The 15,535-nt window shown below is 41.7% G+C and carries 12 protein-coding genes and 1 tRNA gene; 3 read left to right on the forward strand and 10 right to left on the reverse strand.

Translation table 11 applies throughout. The features are described from left to right. Positions 1-40: 40 nt before the first annotated feature. A complete protein-coding gene (rep, locus tag M998_RS09535) occupies positions 41-2,068 on the reverse strand; it encodes a DNA helicase Rep (protein WP_068439719.1) in 2,028 nt (675 codons plus the stop codon). A 473-nt stretch (positions 2,069-2,541) separates the two neighbouring features. Continuing rightward, positions 2,542-4,017: a ketol-acid reductoisomerase gene (ilvC, locus tag M998_RS09540; RefSeq protein ID WP_068439717.1), complete on the reverse strand. Its 1,476-nt coding sequence runs from the start codon at positions 4,015-4,017 to the stop codon at positions 2,542-2,544. A gap of 177 nt (positions 4,018-4,194) precedes the next feature. On the opposite strand from ilvC, the gene ilvY reads away from it, so the two are divergent. Continuing rightward, entirely contained in the window at positions 4,195-5,091 is an 897-nt protein-coding gene (gene ilvY / locus M998_RS09545) for an HTH-type transcriptional activator IlvY (RefSeq protein ID WP_068908614.1), read from the forward strand. Here the strand turns inward: ilvY and ilvA are convergent. From ilvA to ilvL, 6 genes are all read right to left on the reverse strand, one after another. Beyond that, a complete protein-coding gene (gene ilvA / locus M998_RS09550; protein ID WP_068908616.1) occupies positions 5,083-6,657 on the reverse strand; it encodes a threonine ammonia-lyase, biosynthetic in 1,575 nt (524 codons plus the stop codon). The two genes, ilvY and ilvA, sit on opposite strands and share 9 nt — an antisense overlap. A gap of 2 nt (positions 6,658-6,659) precedes the next feature. Beyond that, a complete protein-coding gene (ilvD, locus tag M998_RS09555) occupies positions 6,660-8,510 on the reverse strand; it encodes a dihydroxy-acid dehydratase (RefSeq protein ID WP_068439710.1) in 1,851 nt (616 codons plus the stop codon). 121 nt (positions 8,511-8,631) lie between these two features. Beyond that, the gene (locus tag M998_RS09560) at positions 8,632-9,558 is read right to left on the reverse strand and encodes a branched-chain amino acid transaminase (RefSeq protein ID WP_068908618.1); all 927 of its coding nucleotides are present in this window, start codon (positions 9,556-9,558) and stop codon (positions 8,632-8,634) included. 12 nt (positions 9,559-9,570) lie between these two features. After that, positions 9,571-9,840, reverse strand: coding sequence for an acetolactate synthase 2 small subunit (gene ilvM, locus M998_RS09565; protein WP_068908620.1), 270 nt, complete (start codon positions 9,838-9,840; stop codon positions 9,571-9,573). After that, a complete protein-coding gene (gene ilvG / locus M998_RS09570) occupies positions 9,837-11,483 on the reverse strand; it encodes an acetolactate synthase 2 catalytic subunit (protein ID WP_068439705.1) in 1,647 nt (548 codons plus the stop codon). The genes ilvM and ilvG overlap by 4 nt, the downstream gene beginning before the upstream one ends. A gap of 114 nt (positions 11,484-11,597) precedes the next feature. Next, positions 11,598-11,699 carry an ilv operon leader peptide gene (gene ilvL / locus M998_RS19295; RefSeq protein WP_073890001.1) on the reverse strand — a complete coding sequence of 34 codons (102 nt, stop codon included), beginning with the start codon at positions 11,697-11,699 and terminating at the stop codon, positions 11,598-11,600. Between the two features lie 478 nt (positions 11,700-12,177). Here ilvL and M998_RS09575 point away from each other — a divergent pair, with 478 nt between their 5' ends. Further along, positions 12,178-13,704, forward strand: a complete 1,527-nt coding sequence (locus tag M998_RS09575) for a YifB family Mg chelatase-like AAA ATPase (protein ID WP_068908622.1) — start codon at positions 12,178-12,180, stop codon at positions 13,702-13,704. Positions 13,705-13,787: 83 nt separating this feature from the next. On the opposite strand, the gene M998_RS09580 is transcribed toward M998_RS09575, so the two are convergent. Continuing rightward, positions 13,788-14,126 (reverse strand): MaoP family protein, encoded by a 339-nt coding sequence (locus tag M998_RS09580; RefSeq protein ID WP_068439702.1) that lies wholly within the window; start codon positions 14,124-14,126, stop codon positions 13,788-13,790. Between the two features lie 111 nt (positions 14,127-14,237). Between M998_RS09580 and hdfR the strand changes: the two genes are divergently transcribed. Then, entirely contained in the window at positions 14,238-15,095 is an 858-nt protein-coding gene (gene hdfR / locus M998_RS09585; protein ID WP_068439700.1) for an HTH-type transcriptional regulator HdfR, read from the forward strand. 361 nt (positions 15,096-15,456) lie between these two features. Here the strand turns inward: hdfR and M998_RS09590 are convergent. Beyond that, positions 15,457-15,532: transfer RNA gene (locus M998_RS09590), tRNA-Trp, on the reverse strand. Between the last annotated feature and the right edge of the window lie 3 nt (positions 15,533-15,535).

A 15,535-nucleotide genomic window follows, 5' to 3' on the forward strand; every position in this document is an offset into this window, starting at 1 on the left:
CACATTAGGCAATGTTTAATGTGGGAACTCATTAGTTATATTATACATCTTCTTTTTTACTCAAACCTAAACGCGCTTTGATGTCAGCAAGTGCAGACTGCCCTTTTTGCATACGCTCCTCGGCCGTCACAACTTTACGTTGTTGTTCCCACTCTAAATCATCTTGCGGCAATTCAAGCAGAAATCGGCTCAATTCAGGACGAATTAACTCACCATATTGACGACGCTCACGGCAATGTGTAAAAAAGAGTTCCCGCTGTGCTCGAGTGATCCCGACATAAGCTAATCGACGTTCTTCATCAATATTATTTTCATCAATACTACTTTGATGAGGTAATAATCCTTCTTCCATACCAACCAAAAATACATAAGGAAATTCTAACCCTTTTGATGCATGTAGAGTCATTAGCTGAACTTGATCAGAATCCTCATCATCTTCACCACGTTCCATCATGTCGCGTAATGTGAAACGAGTCACTATCTGGGTAAGAGACATCGGCTCATTAAGCTCATCACCTTCAATCATTTCACTCATCCAAGTAAACAATTGATTGACGTTTTTCATCCTCATTTCGGCGGCTTTTGCACTTGCTGATGTTTCATAAAGCCAGCTTTCATAATCTATTTCGCGTAATAAATCGCGCACAGCGATTAGAGGCTCTCGTTCCGATATTTTTACAATATCATCCATCCAATGAGTGAATCGCTGCAATGCTTCTAAACCTTTTCCTTTTAAAGATTGCTCTAACCCGAGATCAAAACTGGCTTGATACAGACTTTTACTGCGTTGATTTGCCCACTCACCTAATTTTTGAATGGTTTTAGGGCCAATTTCACGGCGCGGTGTATTTACGATACGCAGGAACGCGCTATCATCTTCAGGGTTAGTAAGTACTCGCAAATAAGCTAATAAATCTTTTATTTCAGGGCGTGAGAAAAAGGAAGCTCCTCCTGAGATGTGGTACGGAATACGGTTTTGCATCAGCATTTTTTCAAAAATACGCGACTGGTGATTACCTCGATACAAAATTGCATAGTCTTTATATTGAGTTTTATTGATAAAATGATGTGCAATTAGCTCGCCAATTACCCTTTCAGCCTCATGGTCTTCATTATTTGCAGTTAAGACTTTTAAAGGCGCACCATAGCCCAATTCAGAGAAAAGTTTCTTTTCAAATACATGCGGGTTATTCGCTATCAAAATATTAGCGGCTTTTAAGATGCGCTCTGAAGAGCGGTAGTTTTGCTCTAACTTAATCACATTAAGCTTAGGAAAATCTTGATTTAATAGCACAAGGTTTTGAGGACGAGCACCACGCCAAGAGTAAATAGATTGGTCGTCATCACCAACAACCGTAAACCTTGCACGTTTTCCTACCAGTAATTTAACGAGTTGATATTGGCTGGTATTGGTATCTTGATATTCGTCCACCAGCAAGTAACGAATTTTTTGCTGCCAACGATCACGCACCTCTTCATTATGATAGAGCAACAGAGTTGGTTTACTAATAAGATCATCGAAATCAAGGACATTACAGCTTTTTAAATGTAACTCATAGCGTCGATAACATTCCGCAAAATGCTGCTCTTTTTCGCCTCTAGCTTGACCCATCACTTGTTGCGGTGAAATTAGATCGTTCTTCCAGTTAGAGATCGATGAGATCAGTTGCTTTAAGAGATCTTTATCTTCCTCAAGCAGATCAAATGTCAGCTCCTTCAGAAGTGCTATTTGGTCTTGATCATCAAACAGTGAAAAATTCGCTTTAATGCCTAATGCTTTATACTCGCGCTTAATAATTTCCAAGCCCAAGGTATGAAATGTAGAGATGATCAACCCACGAGCCTCTTTTTTACCTAATGTTTGCGCCACACGCTCTTTCATCTCACGTGCGGCTTTATTGGTAAAGGTTACCGCGGCAATTTGTCGAGGTTGATAGCCGCATTGGCGGATCAAATGGGCGATCTTATTGGTGATAACTCGAGTTTTTCCCGAACCCGCCCCTGCCAACACAAGGCATGGCCCTTCCACATATTCAACAGCCTGTTGCTGGCTTGGATTTAATCGCATGGTTTCTCTACATCACTTAATTATTCAAAATGGAACTCGCTACAGATTGTAGCAGAAACCCAATCAACTCTTGAGCAATGTTCCTTTCTAAAAACAAAAAACCACATCATTCATCAGAATCATGTGGTTTTGTTTTATTCTTTTATTACATCAATATATTTTTCTAAACTATTCGCGTTAGAGGCAGGCGGCAAAGGAGGTTATCCCGAGGAGCATACATTAGTATGTGACTTGGGTAACCGAGTGAAGCCAACGCACCTGCTTTATTTCTTCTATATGAATACGATAAAACAAAAAACCACGTGATACTTCATCACACGGCTTTCATTGAAAATTTTTGCTTTGATATTTTTCTAAGCTATTCGTGTTAGAGGAAGGCGGCAAAGGAGGTTATCCCAAGGAGCATACAATAGTATGTGACTTGGGTAACCGAGTGCAGCCAACGCACCTATCACGCGAAGAGTGACGAGGAATTATTGTGCGCTAGAAATCTTCTTCATATCCGTCATATAACCCCGTAAAGTCTTACCGATAGTCTCAATCGGATGGTTACGGATCGCTTCATTGATATCACGTAACTGTGCATTGTCTGTACCGTTGTCCGCAACGGGCTTCGCTAAATCGCCTGCTTGTAACTTAGTCATAAAATCTTTTAGCATTGGTACAGCGGCAAAAGAGAACAAGTAGTTACCGTATTCTGCTGTATCTGAAATAACCACGTTCATTTCATATAAACGCTTACGTGCTATGGTGTTCGCAATCAATGGTAGCTCATGTAAAGACTCATAATAGGCAGACTCTTCATAAATACCGGCTTCTAACATAGTATCGAATGCTAATTCAACGCCCGCTTTAACCATCGCAACCAGCAAAACGCCATGGTCAAAATATTCCTGCTCAGAAATTTTGCCTTCATACTCTGGGTAGTTTTCAAATGACGATTTACCGGTTTCTTCGCGCCATGTCAGCAAGTTTTTATCATCATTTGCCCAGTCAGCCATCATATCTGATGAGAATTTACCCGAGATAATGTCATCCATATGCTTGTGGAATAATGGTGCCATAATCGTTTTCAGTTGCTCAGATAATGCATATGCACGTACTTTTGCAGGGTTAGATAAGCGATCCATCATTAGCGTGATACCACCTTGTTTCAACGCTTCCGTGATCGTTTCCCAACCAAATTGAATCAGCTTGCCTGCATAGCCTGGCTCAACGCCATCTGCCACCATTTTGTCGTAGCTCAGTAATGCACCCGCTTGCAACATACCGCACAGGATAGTTTGCTCACCCATCAGGTCAGATTTAACTTCAGCAACAAATGAAGATTCCAGAACACCTGCACGATGGCCACCCGTTGCCGCTGCCCATGCTTTCGCGATAGCCATACCCTCACCTTTCGGGTCGTTTTCAGGATGAACAGCAATCAGCGTTGGAACGCCAAAGCCACGCTTATATTCTTCACGAACTTCCGTACCCGGACATTTTGGGGCAACCATCACAACGGTAATATCTTTACGGATCTCTTCACCGACTTCGACAATGTTAAAGCCATGAGAGTAGCCCAATGCCGCGCCTTGCTTCATCATTGGCTGAACGGCACGAACAACAGTAGAATGCTGTTTGTCTGGCGTTAAGTTAACAACTAAATCTGCTTCCGGGATCAGCTCTTCATATGTGCCAACTTTAAAACCATTTTCTGTCGCTTTACGCCATGATGCACGTTTTTCGCTAATTGCTTCGGCACGTAATGCGTAAGCGATATCTAAACCTGAATCACGCATATTCAAGCCTTGGTTTAAACCTTGAGCACCACAACCGACGATAACGATTTTTTTACCTTTCAGATAATTCGCTTCATCCACAAATTCATCGCGGTTCATAAAGCGGCACTTACCCAGTTGCGCTAACTGCTCGCGTAAATTCAATGTGTTAAAATAATTCGCCATTGTCATGCTCCATTGTTCTGTTTTATTCGTTATGTCAGGTAATCGATTTACCTGTTGCTCATTTTTGAGCCTTTATGGATTTACTATATTCGATGTTGTGCATTGCTTAAATTGATATATTAACAATATAATGTTGCGATATTTGCAACACTATTATCTACCTTATCAGAGGACGAAATGGATATCCGTGATTTGAAGCTATTTTTACATTTAGCTGAAAGCTTACACTTTGGTCGCACTTCAAAAGCAATGCACGTCAGCCCATCAACCTTGTCACGGCAAATTCAGCGCCTTGAAGAACAGTTGGGACATCCCCTATTCATTCGTGATAATCGTTCGGTAAAACTGACCCAAGCCGGTGAACACCTTAAGCAGTTTGCTCAACAAACCTTGTTACAACACCAGCAATTACAGCATGCACTTAATCAGCAAAGCCCATCATTAAGTGGGGAGCTACGCCTTTTTTGTTCGGTCACTGCAGCTTATAGTCACTTACCCCAAGTCCTCGATAAGTTCCGAGCGCTACATCCTTTGGTTGAAATAAAGCTTACCACTGGCGATGCCGCAGATGCGGTTGAAAAAGTCGAAACAAACGAAGCCGACCTTGGTATTGCAGGAAAGCCAGAACGTTTACCCGATAGCGTGCGTTTTGCTAAAATTGGTGAAATACCATTAGTTTTAATCGCGCCGTCTTTGCCCTGCGCGGTACGCACCATGGTGGCAGAAGAAAAACCTGATTGGTCAACAGTGCCCTTCATCTTGCCGGAGCATGGCCCATCACGTAAACGTATCGAATTATGGTTTAAACGCCATCACATCAATAATCCCGTAATATATGCCACAGTATCAGGCCATGAGGCCATTGTTTCGATGGTTGCTCTTGGTTGCGGCATTGCGTTGATACCCAGCGTTGTTGTAGACAACAGCCCTGAACCTGTACGCAGCCGCATTTCTCAATTAGATAATATTTCGATGGTCGAGCCATTCGAGCTAGGCGTTTGTCTACTTAGCAAACGCCTAAATGAGCCCTTAATTAAAGCGTTTTGGGCATTACTCCCTGAAAACTCAATCTAACACTTTTTGCTTATCTTGCGGCGCTAAAAAGAAACGAAATGATGGGTTACCCGTTTCATCATGATATTCATAACCCAGCGCATCAAGATGGCGATCAAAGCGAACTTCAGGGCCTGACAATTCAAATGCGGCTAATACTCGGCCATAATCAGTCCCGTGGCTACGGTAATGAAATAGCGTAATATTCCAATGCGTACCTAGGGTCTCTAGAAATTTCAGCAATGCCCCTGGGGACTCTGGAAATTCAAAACTATATAATCGCTCATCTAATGGCTTAGAAGGGCGACCACCAATCATGTAGCGCACATGAAGTTTCGCCATTTCATCATCAGACAAATCTGTTACTTCATAGCCATTATTTTGTAATTCTTGAATAATTTCTAAACGCTCGCTTTCACCTTCACTCAACCGCACTCCAACAAAAATGCATGCATGCTCAGGATCTGCATCGGTATAACGATAATTAAACTCAGTAATTGCACGATGCCCTAATAGCTGACAAAAGCGTAAAAAACTCCCTTTTTTTTCAGGAATAGTGACTGCCAGCAATGCCTCTCGCTGTTCCCCAAGCTCACAACGCTCAGAAACATAACGTAATCCATGAAAATTCATATTTGCGCCAGAAAGAATATGCGCAAGGCGCTCGCCTTTAATGTTGTGCTGCTGAACATATTTTTTCAATCCAGCTAAAGCTAATGCGCCGGATGGCTCAGCAATTGCACGCACGTCTTCAAAAATATCTTTCAATGCAGCGCAAATTGAATCGCTATCAACCGTAATCACATCGTCAACATATTGCTGGCACAGCCTAAAGGTTTCATCACCAATACGTTTAACCGCAACCCCTTCCGCGAATAAGCCAACACGAGGTAAATCGACAGGATGCCCTGCTTCTAGTGCAGCTTTTAAACAAGCGGCATCTTCAGCTTCAACACCGATAATTTTGATTTCAGGCATCAGTTGCTTAATTAAAACCGCGACACCGGCAATCAATCCACCACCACCAACGGGAATAAAAATACGGTCTAAGTGTGCATCTTGCTGTAACAGTTCTAAAGCAATTGTTGCTTGTCCGGCTATCACGGATGGATGATCAAAAGGCGGTACAAAGGTATAGCCTTCTTCCGCTGCCATGGCTATTGCTTTGGCTTTCGCTTCATCAAAATTTGCGCCATACAAAATAGCTTCACCGCCAAAACTACGCACAGCATCCACTTTGATATCGGCAGTTGCGACTGGCATAACAATTTTAGCTTTCACACCAACTCGGCTCGCAGATAAAGCAACACCTTGGGCATGATTACCCGCCGAAGCAGTCACTACTCCTTTGACTTTTTGTTCTTCTGTCAAAGTCGCAATCATGGCGTAAGCACCACGCAGCTTGAAACTGTGCACAGGTTGCCTATCTTCACGCTTCACTAAAATCGTATTCGCCAAACGTGCAGATATCTTATCCATTTGCTGAAGTGGCGTGACCGTCGCCACTTCATACACCGGCGCACTAAGCGCCGCTTTTAAGTAATCAGCCCCTGATGGCTTGGCCGGTAACGGTTTTGCAGCTGCCACAATCAGCCCCCTAGTTTCGATTTATCGCGGACAGCACCTTTATCAGCACTTGTGGCGAGTGAAGCATAAGCTCGCAATGCAAAAGAAACCTCGCGTTGACGATTTGTTGGCGTGTAAGCTTTATCACCGCGAGCTAGTTCTGCATCACGGCGTTTATTAAGCTCGCTATCACTAACATCCAGTTTTATGGTTCGCTTTGGAATATCAATATCGATGATATCGCCTTCTTGCACCAAAGCTAACAAGCCACCACTTGCTGCTTCTGGCGAGATATGACCGATAGAAAGCCCTGAACTACCGCCAGAAAAACGACCATCCGTGATAAGCGCACAACTTTTACCCAGCCCCATTGATTTTAAGTAAGAGGTTGGATACAACATTTCCTGCATGCCCGGACCGCCTTTTGGCCCTTCATAGCGAATAACAACCACATCACCTTCAACAATTTTCCCACCTAATACCGCTTCAACAGCATCATCTTGGCTTTCGAAAACTTTCGCTGGCCCTCGGAAGACTAAACTGCCTTCATCTACCCCTGCCGTTTTTACGATACAGCCATCTTCGGCGATATTACCGGATAAAACCGCCAAGCCGCCATCCAAGCTATACGCATGTTCAAGACGACGAATACAGCCATTTTCACGATCTGTATCCAGCGATGGCCAGCGACAATTTTGTGAGAAAGCCTTCGTGGTACGGATACCCGCAGGTCCTGCCGAGAACATCGATTTAACTGCCTCATCTTCCGTCAACATCACGTCATATTGCGCTAATGTTTCTTGAAAAGTCAGGCCTAGAATATTGGTAACATCTTCTTGTAATAAACCCGCTCGGCTAAGCTCTCCTAAAATACCGATAACCCCACCAGCTCGGTGGACATCTTCCATATGGTATTTTTGGGTACTTGGTGCCACTTTACACAAATGCGGCACTTTGCGAGATAAGCGGTCAATATCATCCATGGTAAAATCAATTTCTGCTTCTTGTGCCGCCGCCAATAAATGTAAAACGGTATTTGTCGAGCCACCCATTGCGATATCTAATATCATCGCATTTTCAAACGCTGATTTATTCGCAATATTACGCGGCAACGCACTTTCATCGTCTTTTTCATAATAACGTTTAGTAAGCTCAACAATACGTTTACCGGCGTTGATAAACAACATTTCACGATCTGCGTGAGTTGCTAACAATGAGCCATTACCGGGTTGTGATAAACCAAGTGCTTCCGTTAGGCAATTCATTGAGTTAGCAGTAAACATACCAGAGCACGAACCACAAGTTGGGCATGCTGAACGTTCGATTTGATCACTCACTTCATCACTAACATTCGGGTTAGCGCCTTGGATCATCGCATCAACTAAATCTAACTTAATAATTTGATCTGAAAGCTTAGTTTTACCGGCTTCCATCGGGCCACCTGACACAAAAATAACCGGAACATTAAGGCGTAAGGATGCCATCAACATTCCCGGAGTGATTTTGTCACAGTTAGAGATACACACCATTGCATCCGCACAGTGTGCATTGACCATATATTCAACTGAATCCGCAATTAATTCACGGGAAGGTAAGGAATACAGCATTCCGCCATGTCCCATGGCAATCCCATCATCGACCGCAATTGTATTAAACTCTTTCGCAACGCCACCCGCTTTTTCGATTTGCTCCGCAACGAGCTTACCAAGATCACGTAAATGAACATGACCTGGAACAAACTGAGTGAATGAGTTCACAACTGCAATAATAGGTTTTCCAAAATCAGCATCGGTCATACCCGTTGCGCGCCACAATGCGCGAGCACCAGCCATATTACGACCATGAGTTGTTGTTGCTGAACGGTACTTAGGCATATCTTTACTCCCGTGTTTAAAACAGGCGGGGAACGACCGCCTGTAACATTTACCCTTTGCATAATTCAATGACATATCGCCAATAGGCTCTTTATGCTGGAGGGATATTTATATTTAATTATTAAGGATTAACTTGATCCAACCAACCCCATTTATCTTCGGTAGTGCCATCAAATAAGCCGAAGAATGCTTGTTGGATTTTCTTGGTCATCGGGCCACAACGACCAATCCCGACTTCAATACCATCGACACTGCGGACAGGGGTAATTTCAGCGGCGGTACCTGTCATAAAGACTTCATCCGCCAGATAGAGAGATTCACGAGACAATGTCTGTTCACGCACTTCAATGCCCATATCTTTTGCTAAGGTTAAAATTGCATCACGCGTGATCCCCGGTAAAGCAGATGAAGTAAACGGCGGTGTGAATAAAATGCCATCTTTGACTTCAAAAATGTTTTCACCTGCACCTTCAGATAAATAGCCGTGTACATCTAATGCAATACCTTCTTGATAGCCATGGCGACGTGCTTCACTACCAACAAGTAGAGATGACAGGTAATTACCACCTGCTTTTGCGCCTGTAGGAATTGTATTGGGTGCAACGCGGTTCCAAGAAGACACCATTGCATCAATACCTTGGTCTAAGGCTTCTTCACCTAAGTATGCCCCCCAAGGGAAGGCCGCCATAATGACATCAGTACTGTAACCATCTGGTGGATTTACGCCCATTCCAACATCGCCAATAAAAACTAATGGGCGAATATAAGCGCTGACTAAATTATTTTTACGTAGTGTTTCACGACAGGCTTCCATTAATTCATCTACGCTATAGCTGACAGGCATACGGTAAATTTTTGCAGAATCGCGCAGGCGCTGCATATGTTCACGATGACGGAAGACCACTGGGCCTTTGTGTGAATCATAACAACGGACGCCTTCAAATACGGATGTCCCATAATGCAGAGCATGAGACATAACATGGACTTTCGCATCTGCCCATGGCGTCATTTCACCGTTAAACCAAATAAAGTCAGCTTTCTTAGTCATTTTATATATTCCTTACATTGCACTTTGTGTGCGTAATAGTCGCGATTCTTGTTGTAGTACTTCAACTTCTGTAATGTCCGAAAGCTTGGTTAATTGATCGCAAAGCTGTATCAACGGCCTTTGGCTACTTACAGTCAGTTCAATATTTACGTTATTGCCATCTGCCGATTGGTCCATATTCATCGCATTTATACAGAATCCACGATGGCGTGCGACCCTTAATATACGCTCTAAAACCTCTGGACGGAAACGAGCCAGTATAGAGAGTTGATGTTGCATCATAACGGTTTCTCCATCATTTTTTCATTACTTGCCCCTGGTGGAACCAATGGCCAGACGTTTTCTAATTCATTAATTGACACCTGCAATAAAAACGCGCCTTCACTATTGAGTAACTCATCGAGTGCAGCATCAACTTCAGATTTATTGGTTATACGGCGTCCCGGAATATCAAATGCACTTGCTAGTGCTACAAAATCAGGGTTATCAGTTAAAATAGTTTCGCTATAGCGTTGTTCAAAAAATAGCTCCTGCCACTGACGAACCATGCCTAAACGCTGGTTATCTAATAATAAAATTTTAACTGGAAGTTTTTTGCGTTTAATAGTGCCGAGCTCTTGGACATTCATCATGAACGAGCCATCACCTGAAATACAAACAACCGTATCTTGTGGTCGAGCAACTTGGGCCCCAATAGCTGCAGGTACACCAAACCCCATAGTCCCAAGTCCACTCGATGTTAAAAAATTTTCAGGACCATCAACCCTAACATGTTGAGCTGACCACATTTGATGTTGACCAACATCTGTCGTCACCACTGTATTTGGTTTCATTTTATCCGACAGTTGTTTTAACAAGAGAGGTGCATAGATAAGTTCGCCGGGATGATCATAGCGCCAGCCGAAATCTTTTTTCAGCTGTTGGACTTCTTGCTGCCAAGCTGAAATTGATTTTTTTAGCATCAATTCAGGAAGTAAAGCTTTTGCATCGCCTAATAATGCCACGTGAGTTTGGCGTAACTTATCCAACTCAACATGATCGATATCGATATGAATAACTTTAGCATTTGGTGCAAACGTATTCAGTTTTCCCGTCACTCTATCATCGAAACGAGCACCTACTGCAATTAATAGATCGCAACGTTGCACTGAAATATTGGCTGCTTTCATACCATGCATTCCAAGCATACCCAAATAATTCTCATCAGACGGCTTCACTGCTCCCAGACCTTTCAGCGTAGAAACTGAAGGGATCCCAGTATAATCAATAAACGCTCTTAGTTCGTCAACCGCTCCTGACATGCCAACCCCGCCACCAACATACAACATGGGTTTCTCAGATTGCTCAAGTAGGCTTATAGCCTGTTGAATTTCCTCTGCTGGCGTTATCATATCTTGCTCTACAGGCATCAAAAATGGTGATAGTTCAGCATGTTGTAGCTGAATATCTTTCGGAATATCAATCAGTACAGGACCAGGACGTCCACTATTTGCGATTGCGAAAGCTTCAGCGAGAATACGCGGTAAATCTTCTATCGATTCCACTAAAAAACTGTGTTTAGTGCAAGCGAGAGACAACCCTAAAACATCGACTTCTTGAAACGCATCGGTGCCAATAAGCTCGGAAGCGACTTGCCCTGTGATCGCAACGACAGGAACAGAGTCTAATAATGCATCAGCAAGACCCGTGATCACGTTGGTTGCTCCGGGGCCTGATGTCGCAATACAGACACCTGTCTTACCGGTCGAACGTGCGTATCCAATTGCGGCAATAACCGCGCCCTGCTCGTGTCGGCATAATAAATGCTCCACTCCACCATCATACAATGCATCATAAACTGGCATTATTGCACCACCAGGATACCCAAAAACGGTATCAACACCTTGCGTTCGTAATGCTTGAACTAACCATTGCGCTCCGTTCATGCTTTTCTCCTGTCACCTATATTTTATTTATTTGTATTTATTATGTTTTTATCAAAATTCATATCAAAAAAAACCCCGCGCCTTTCGGTGCGGGGTTCTCGTAAGATTAAGCTATCATTTCAGCTTTCGTCGTCCAAGTGCAGCCCCGCACGGTGGGATAATAATCACCACCACGCTAATAATAATTAGGCTAACTGCTTGGATAAATGCGTTCATGAATTTTTCTTTTTCAAATTATTCGTTATCTTTATTAAAGAGATATCATTTTAAAATCATTTTGACAACTTTTATTTATTTTTTTTATTAACGAAGTGTTTATTTCATTTAAAATCAAATAATTACGTAAAAAACAAAATATTAGACTGGACTTAAAGCTAAATACCAGTAATTGCGGTTGTTATATTCAGCTTAACTAGCTACATACACTAGATAAATATGATGACTTTTATCCAAGAGTCTCATTGTTTTATATAAAATATTCCTAATGAATTTTTGTTCTAACTTATTTTTTATTATCTAGAAAACAAAGGCAATATCCAATAGCCAAGCCTTTAGAAGCGCTTCCCAAAAAAATGAAACAACACCAAAATTAGACAATTTAGTTATCGAGTCGCTTCGCAAATAAAAAACAAACTTTGTTAAAGTTACCAAATTTTATACAGAATATTACTCTGTCAATTCGGATGGAGGATTTATGGCACTTGCTATCGTTTACACCAGAGCATCAATAGGAATGGATTCTCCACTTGTCACTGTCGAAGCGCATATTAGTAATGGACTCCCTGGATTAACTTTAGTTGGTTTGCCTGAAACCGCAGTCAAAGAAGCCAGAGATAGAGTTAGAAGCGCTTTACTCAATAGTGGCTTTGAATATCCAGTCAAAAAAATGACAGTTAATTTAGCGCCTGCTGATTTACCCAAAGAAAGTGGCCGCTACGATCTAGCGATTGCTATCGCTATTTTGGCTTCTTCAGGACAAATACCTCATGAAAAATTAAACCAATATGAATTTCTAGGCGAGTTAGCGTTATCTGGTATTGTTAGGTATATCAATGGCTCAATCCCTGCAGCGCAAGCCGCACTCGCTCATAACAGACAATTAATTCTTTCAATTGAAAATAAGCATCAATTAAATTTATTACCTGACGATAGTGTTAAATTTGCAGCATCTTTACTTGAACTTTGTCATTTTTTGCATGAAAAGAAAAAATTAACCAGTAATCAGCATCTATCTCAAATACTACAACCCAGTGACCATGAGTGTGATACCAGTGATATTATCGGGCAAGAACAAGGGAAAAGAGCATTAGAAATCTGTGCTGCTGGTGGACACAATTTATTATTGTTAGGCCCTCCAGGAACAGGAAAGACAATGTTAGCCAGCAGAATAACCACGCTGTTGCCCCCTCTAACCTCACAAGAAGCTCTAGAAATAGCCGCTCTACATAGTTTAAGCCATATCATCACGAATGAACCCAATTGGCCTATAAGGCCATTTAGAACGCCTCATCATAGTGCTTCTATTGCTGCGCTTATTGGTGGAGGAAGCCTACCTAAACCCGGTGAAATTTCTCTTGCCCACAATGGCATTCTATTCTTAGATGAATTACCTGAATTCAGCCGCTCTGTACTTGATTCTCTACGTGAACCATTGGAATCGAGAAAAATAGTTATTTCTCGGGCAAAAGCAAAAGTTACCTTTCCATCTAACTTTCAATTAATTGCAGCATTAAACCCGAGCCCAACAGGGCACTATCAAGGAGAAAGAAGCCGTTCCTCTCCATCAAAAATTTTACGCTATCTTTCACGCCTGTCAGGCCCTTTTATTGATAGATTCGATCTTTCCATTGAGATCCCGTTACTTCCCCTGGGCACACTGAGTCACCAAACAAACCAAGGTGAAACCAGCGAGCAAATAAGGATAAGAGTGATACAGGCAAGAGATAAACAAATGGAGAGAGCAGGAAAGATAAATAGCCAACTAACGTCAAGAGAAACCACACAATTTTGCTTACTAAATAATAAAGACGCATTATTCTTAGAGCATGCACTTAATAAGTTAGGGCTTTCTATCCGTGCTTGGCATAGGATACTCAGAGTTTCTCGTACTATTGCTGACCTGAGCGCATCAACTCATATTGAAAGAACACATTTACTGGAAGCTCTTGGCTATAGAGCGATGGATAAGTTATTGCTTCATTTGCAAAAACAAGTAAGCTGAGCAGGTTGGAAGGCTAAGAATAAAAAGACTGACTATCTGAAATAAGTAAAGGGACCGAAGTCCCTCTCTAATACACAGCGATACTAATCATCCGTGTCAGTATAGTCTTCCGATGGATCTATCTGTGGTTTACCACCAGATAAAGTATGGAAACGTTTTGGACGATTAATACGACTAGAATATTTTACCCAAACTTTTTCTTCAGGGGTAACAGGTTCACGCTCACCACGGCAAACAGCAACGAAAAGTTTCTCTTCTTCTGTTTGCGCAGCTCGTTTACCTGTATCAAGCTCATTAAAAGCTTGACCATGACGCTCTAGCAACTGAGCCTCTTTGATGGTGAAATCACCATGACGAGAAAAGCCACGTGGGTAATGTTTGTTATCAAAAAAACGATTAGTCGTGATGAAGCTATCTGCCATCTGACACACTCCTAACTTGTTACAGTCAACTCTATATGGCGCGGAGTATTAGACAGCATAGACAATCTGTAAAACAAAACATTTAAATCATCACGACAAAAATAATTGGAGATGTATGTGGACAGCGAGTTATTAAAAACTTTTTTGGAAGTCAGTAGAACCAGACATTTCGGTAGAGCAGCTGAATCTCTCTATTTAACGCAGTCTGCTGTTAGCTTTCGTATTCGACAATTAGAGACCCAACTTGGTACCAGCTTATTCACTCGGCACCGTAATAATATTCGGTTAACTGCTGCTGGTGAACGCCTTGTCCCTTATGCTGAATCTTTAATGAATACTTGGCTACAGGCTAAAAAAGAAATATCTCATGCTTCACAACACACTGAATTATCAATTGGTGCCACAGCTTCACTATGGGAAGGTTATCTCTCTGATTGGGTCGAAGATCTTTATATTCAGCACAATGAATTAAGATTAGAGGCAAGGGTATCTACACGTCAATCTCTTGTAAAACAATTACATTCAAGGGAGCTAGATCTGTTAATTGCAACAGAACCGCCTAAAATGGATGAGTTTGAAAGCACCATTATAGGGTCCATTGAATTGCAATTAATGTCTTCACAAAAAAATATTGCTCTCACTAAATACAACTATATTAAACTAGAATGGGGAGCAGACTTTCACCCTAAAGACGAATCAGCGCTAACACAGGGCGACACCCCTGTAATGGTCACGACATCCGCACATATTACCCGCCAATTACTCCCTGTATCGCTTTCTGCGGCGTTTTTACCTGCACACTGGGTTATTCAATACCCTGACCTAAAAACACTCTCAGAAACTGCAATTATTAAACCTATCTATGCTATTTGGTTACAGAAAAATGACCAACAAGCACTAATTAATCAATTAATTAAGACACCTATCAAAAATGCTCGGCTTAATGATGACATTGCAGAAGATAAGTAATTTAGATTAATTATCCTTTAACTAAACGATGATTAATCTAAAACCAAATAAAAATCTAATTATTTTCCCGATTAATTTATAGATATAGCTGTATTAGCCTTTCAATACAAAAATAAAATCACTCTAACTTATTAATAATTAATAAATTATACTGCTATTGTTTTTTGATAAAATAGAATAGTACTCAGGTGACCATATAAAATGCATTTTATAGATCAGATAGAAAGGAAGACATGCCTGGAAAGCTGAAGTGATAAGCTATTCAAAAATCACAAATAGTCAAATTTCAGATAAAGAAAAACCCGACCAAAATAATCGGGTTATCAATAGATACTTCTTTTATTATTACTTAATTGGTAACTGGCAGGGGCGGAGAGACTCGAACTCCCAACACCCGGTTTTGGAGACCGGTGCTCTACCAATTGAACTACGCCCCTAAA

This window comes from Providencia heimbachae ATCC 35613, assembly GCF_001655055.1.
GTDB lineage: Bacteria > Pseudomonadota > Gammaproteobacteria > Enterobacterales > Enterobacteriaceae > Providencia > Providencia heimbachae.

Coding starts and splice junctions, on each gene's coding strand:
- M998_RS09560 (WP_068908618.1), bottom strand. CDS start 9,558: ATGACTAAGAAAGCTGACTTTATTTGGTTTAACGGTGAAATGACGCCA.
- ilvD (WP_068439710.1), bottom strand. CDS start 8,510: ATGCCTAAGTACCGTTCAGCAACAACAACTCATGGTCGTAATATGGCT.
- hdfR (WP_068439700.1), top strand. CDS start 14,238: ATGTATGTGGACAGCGAGTTATTAAAAACTTTTTTGGAAGTCAGTAGA.
- ilvY (WP_068908614.1), top strand. CDS start 4,195: ATGGATATCCGTGATTTGAAGCTATTTTTACATTTAGCTGAAAGCTTA.
- ilvG (WP_068439705.1), bottom strand. CDS start 11,483: ATGAACGGAGCGCAATGGTTAGTTCAAGCATTACGAACGCAAGGTGTT.
- ilvC (WP_068439717.1), bottom strand. CDS start 4,017: ATGGCGAATTATTTTAACACATTGAATTTACGCGAGCAGTTAGCGCAA.
- rep (WP_068439719.1), bottom strand. CDS start 2,068: ATGCGATTAAATCCAAGCCAGCAACAGGCTGTTGAATATGTGGAAGGG.
- M998_RS09575 (WP_068908622.1), top strand. CDS start 12,178: ATGGCACTTGCTATCGTTTACACCAGAGCATCAATAGGAATGGATTCT.
- ilvM (WP_068908620.1), bottom strand. CDS start 9,840: ATGATGCAACATCAACTCTCTATACTGGCTCGTTTCCGTCCAGAGGTT.
- M998_RS09580 (WP_068439702.1), bottom strand. CDS start 14,126: ATGGCAGATAGCTTCATCACGACTAATCGTTTTTTTGATAACAAACAT.
- ilvL (WP_073890001.1), bottom strand. CDS start 11,699: ATGAACGCATTTATCCAAGCAGTTAGCCTAATTATTATTAGCGTGGTG.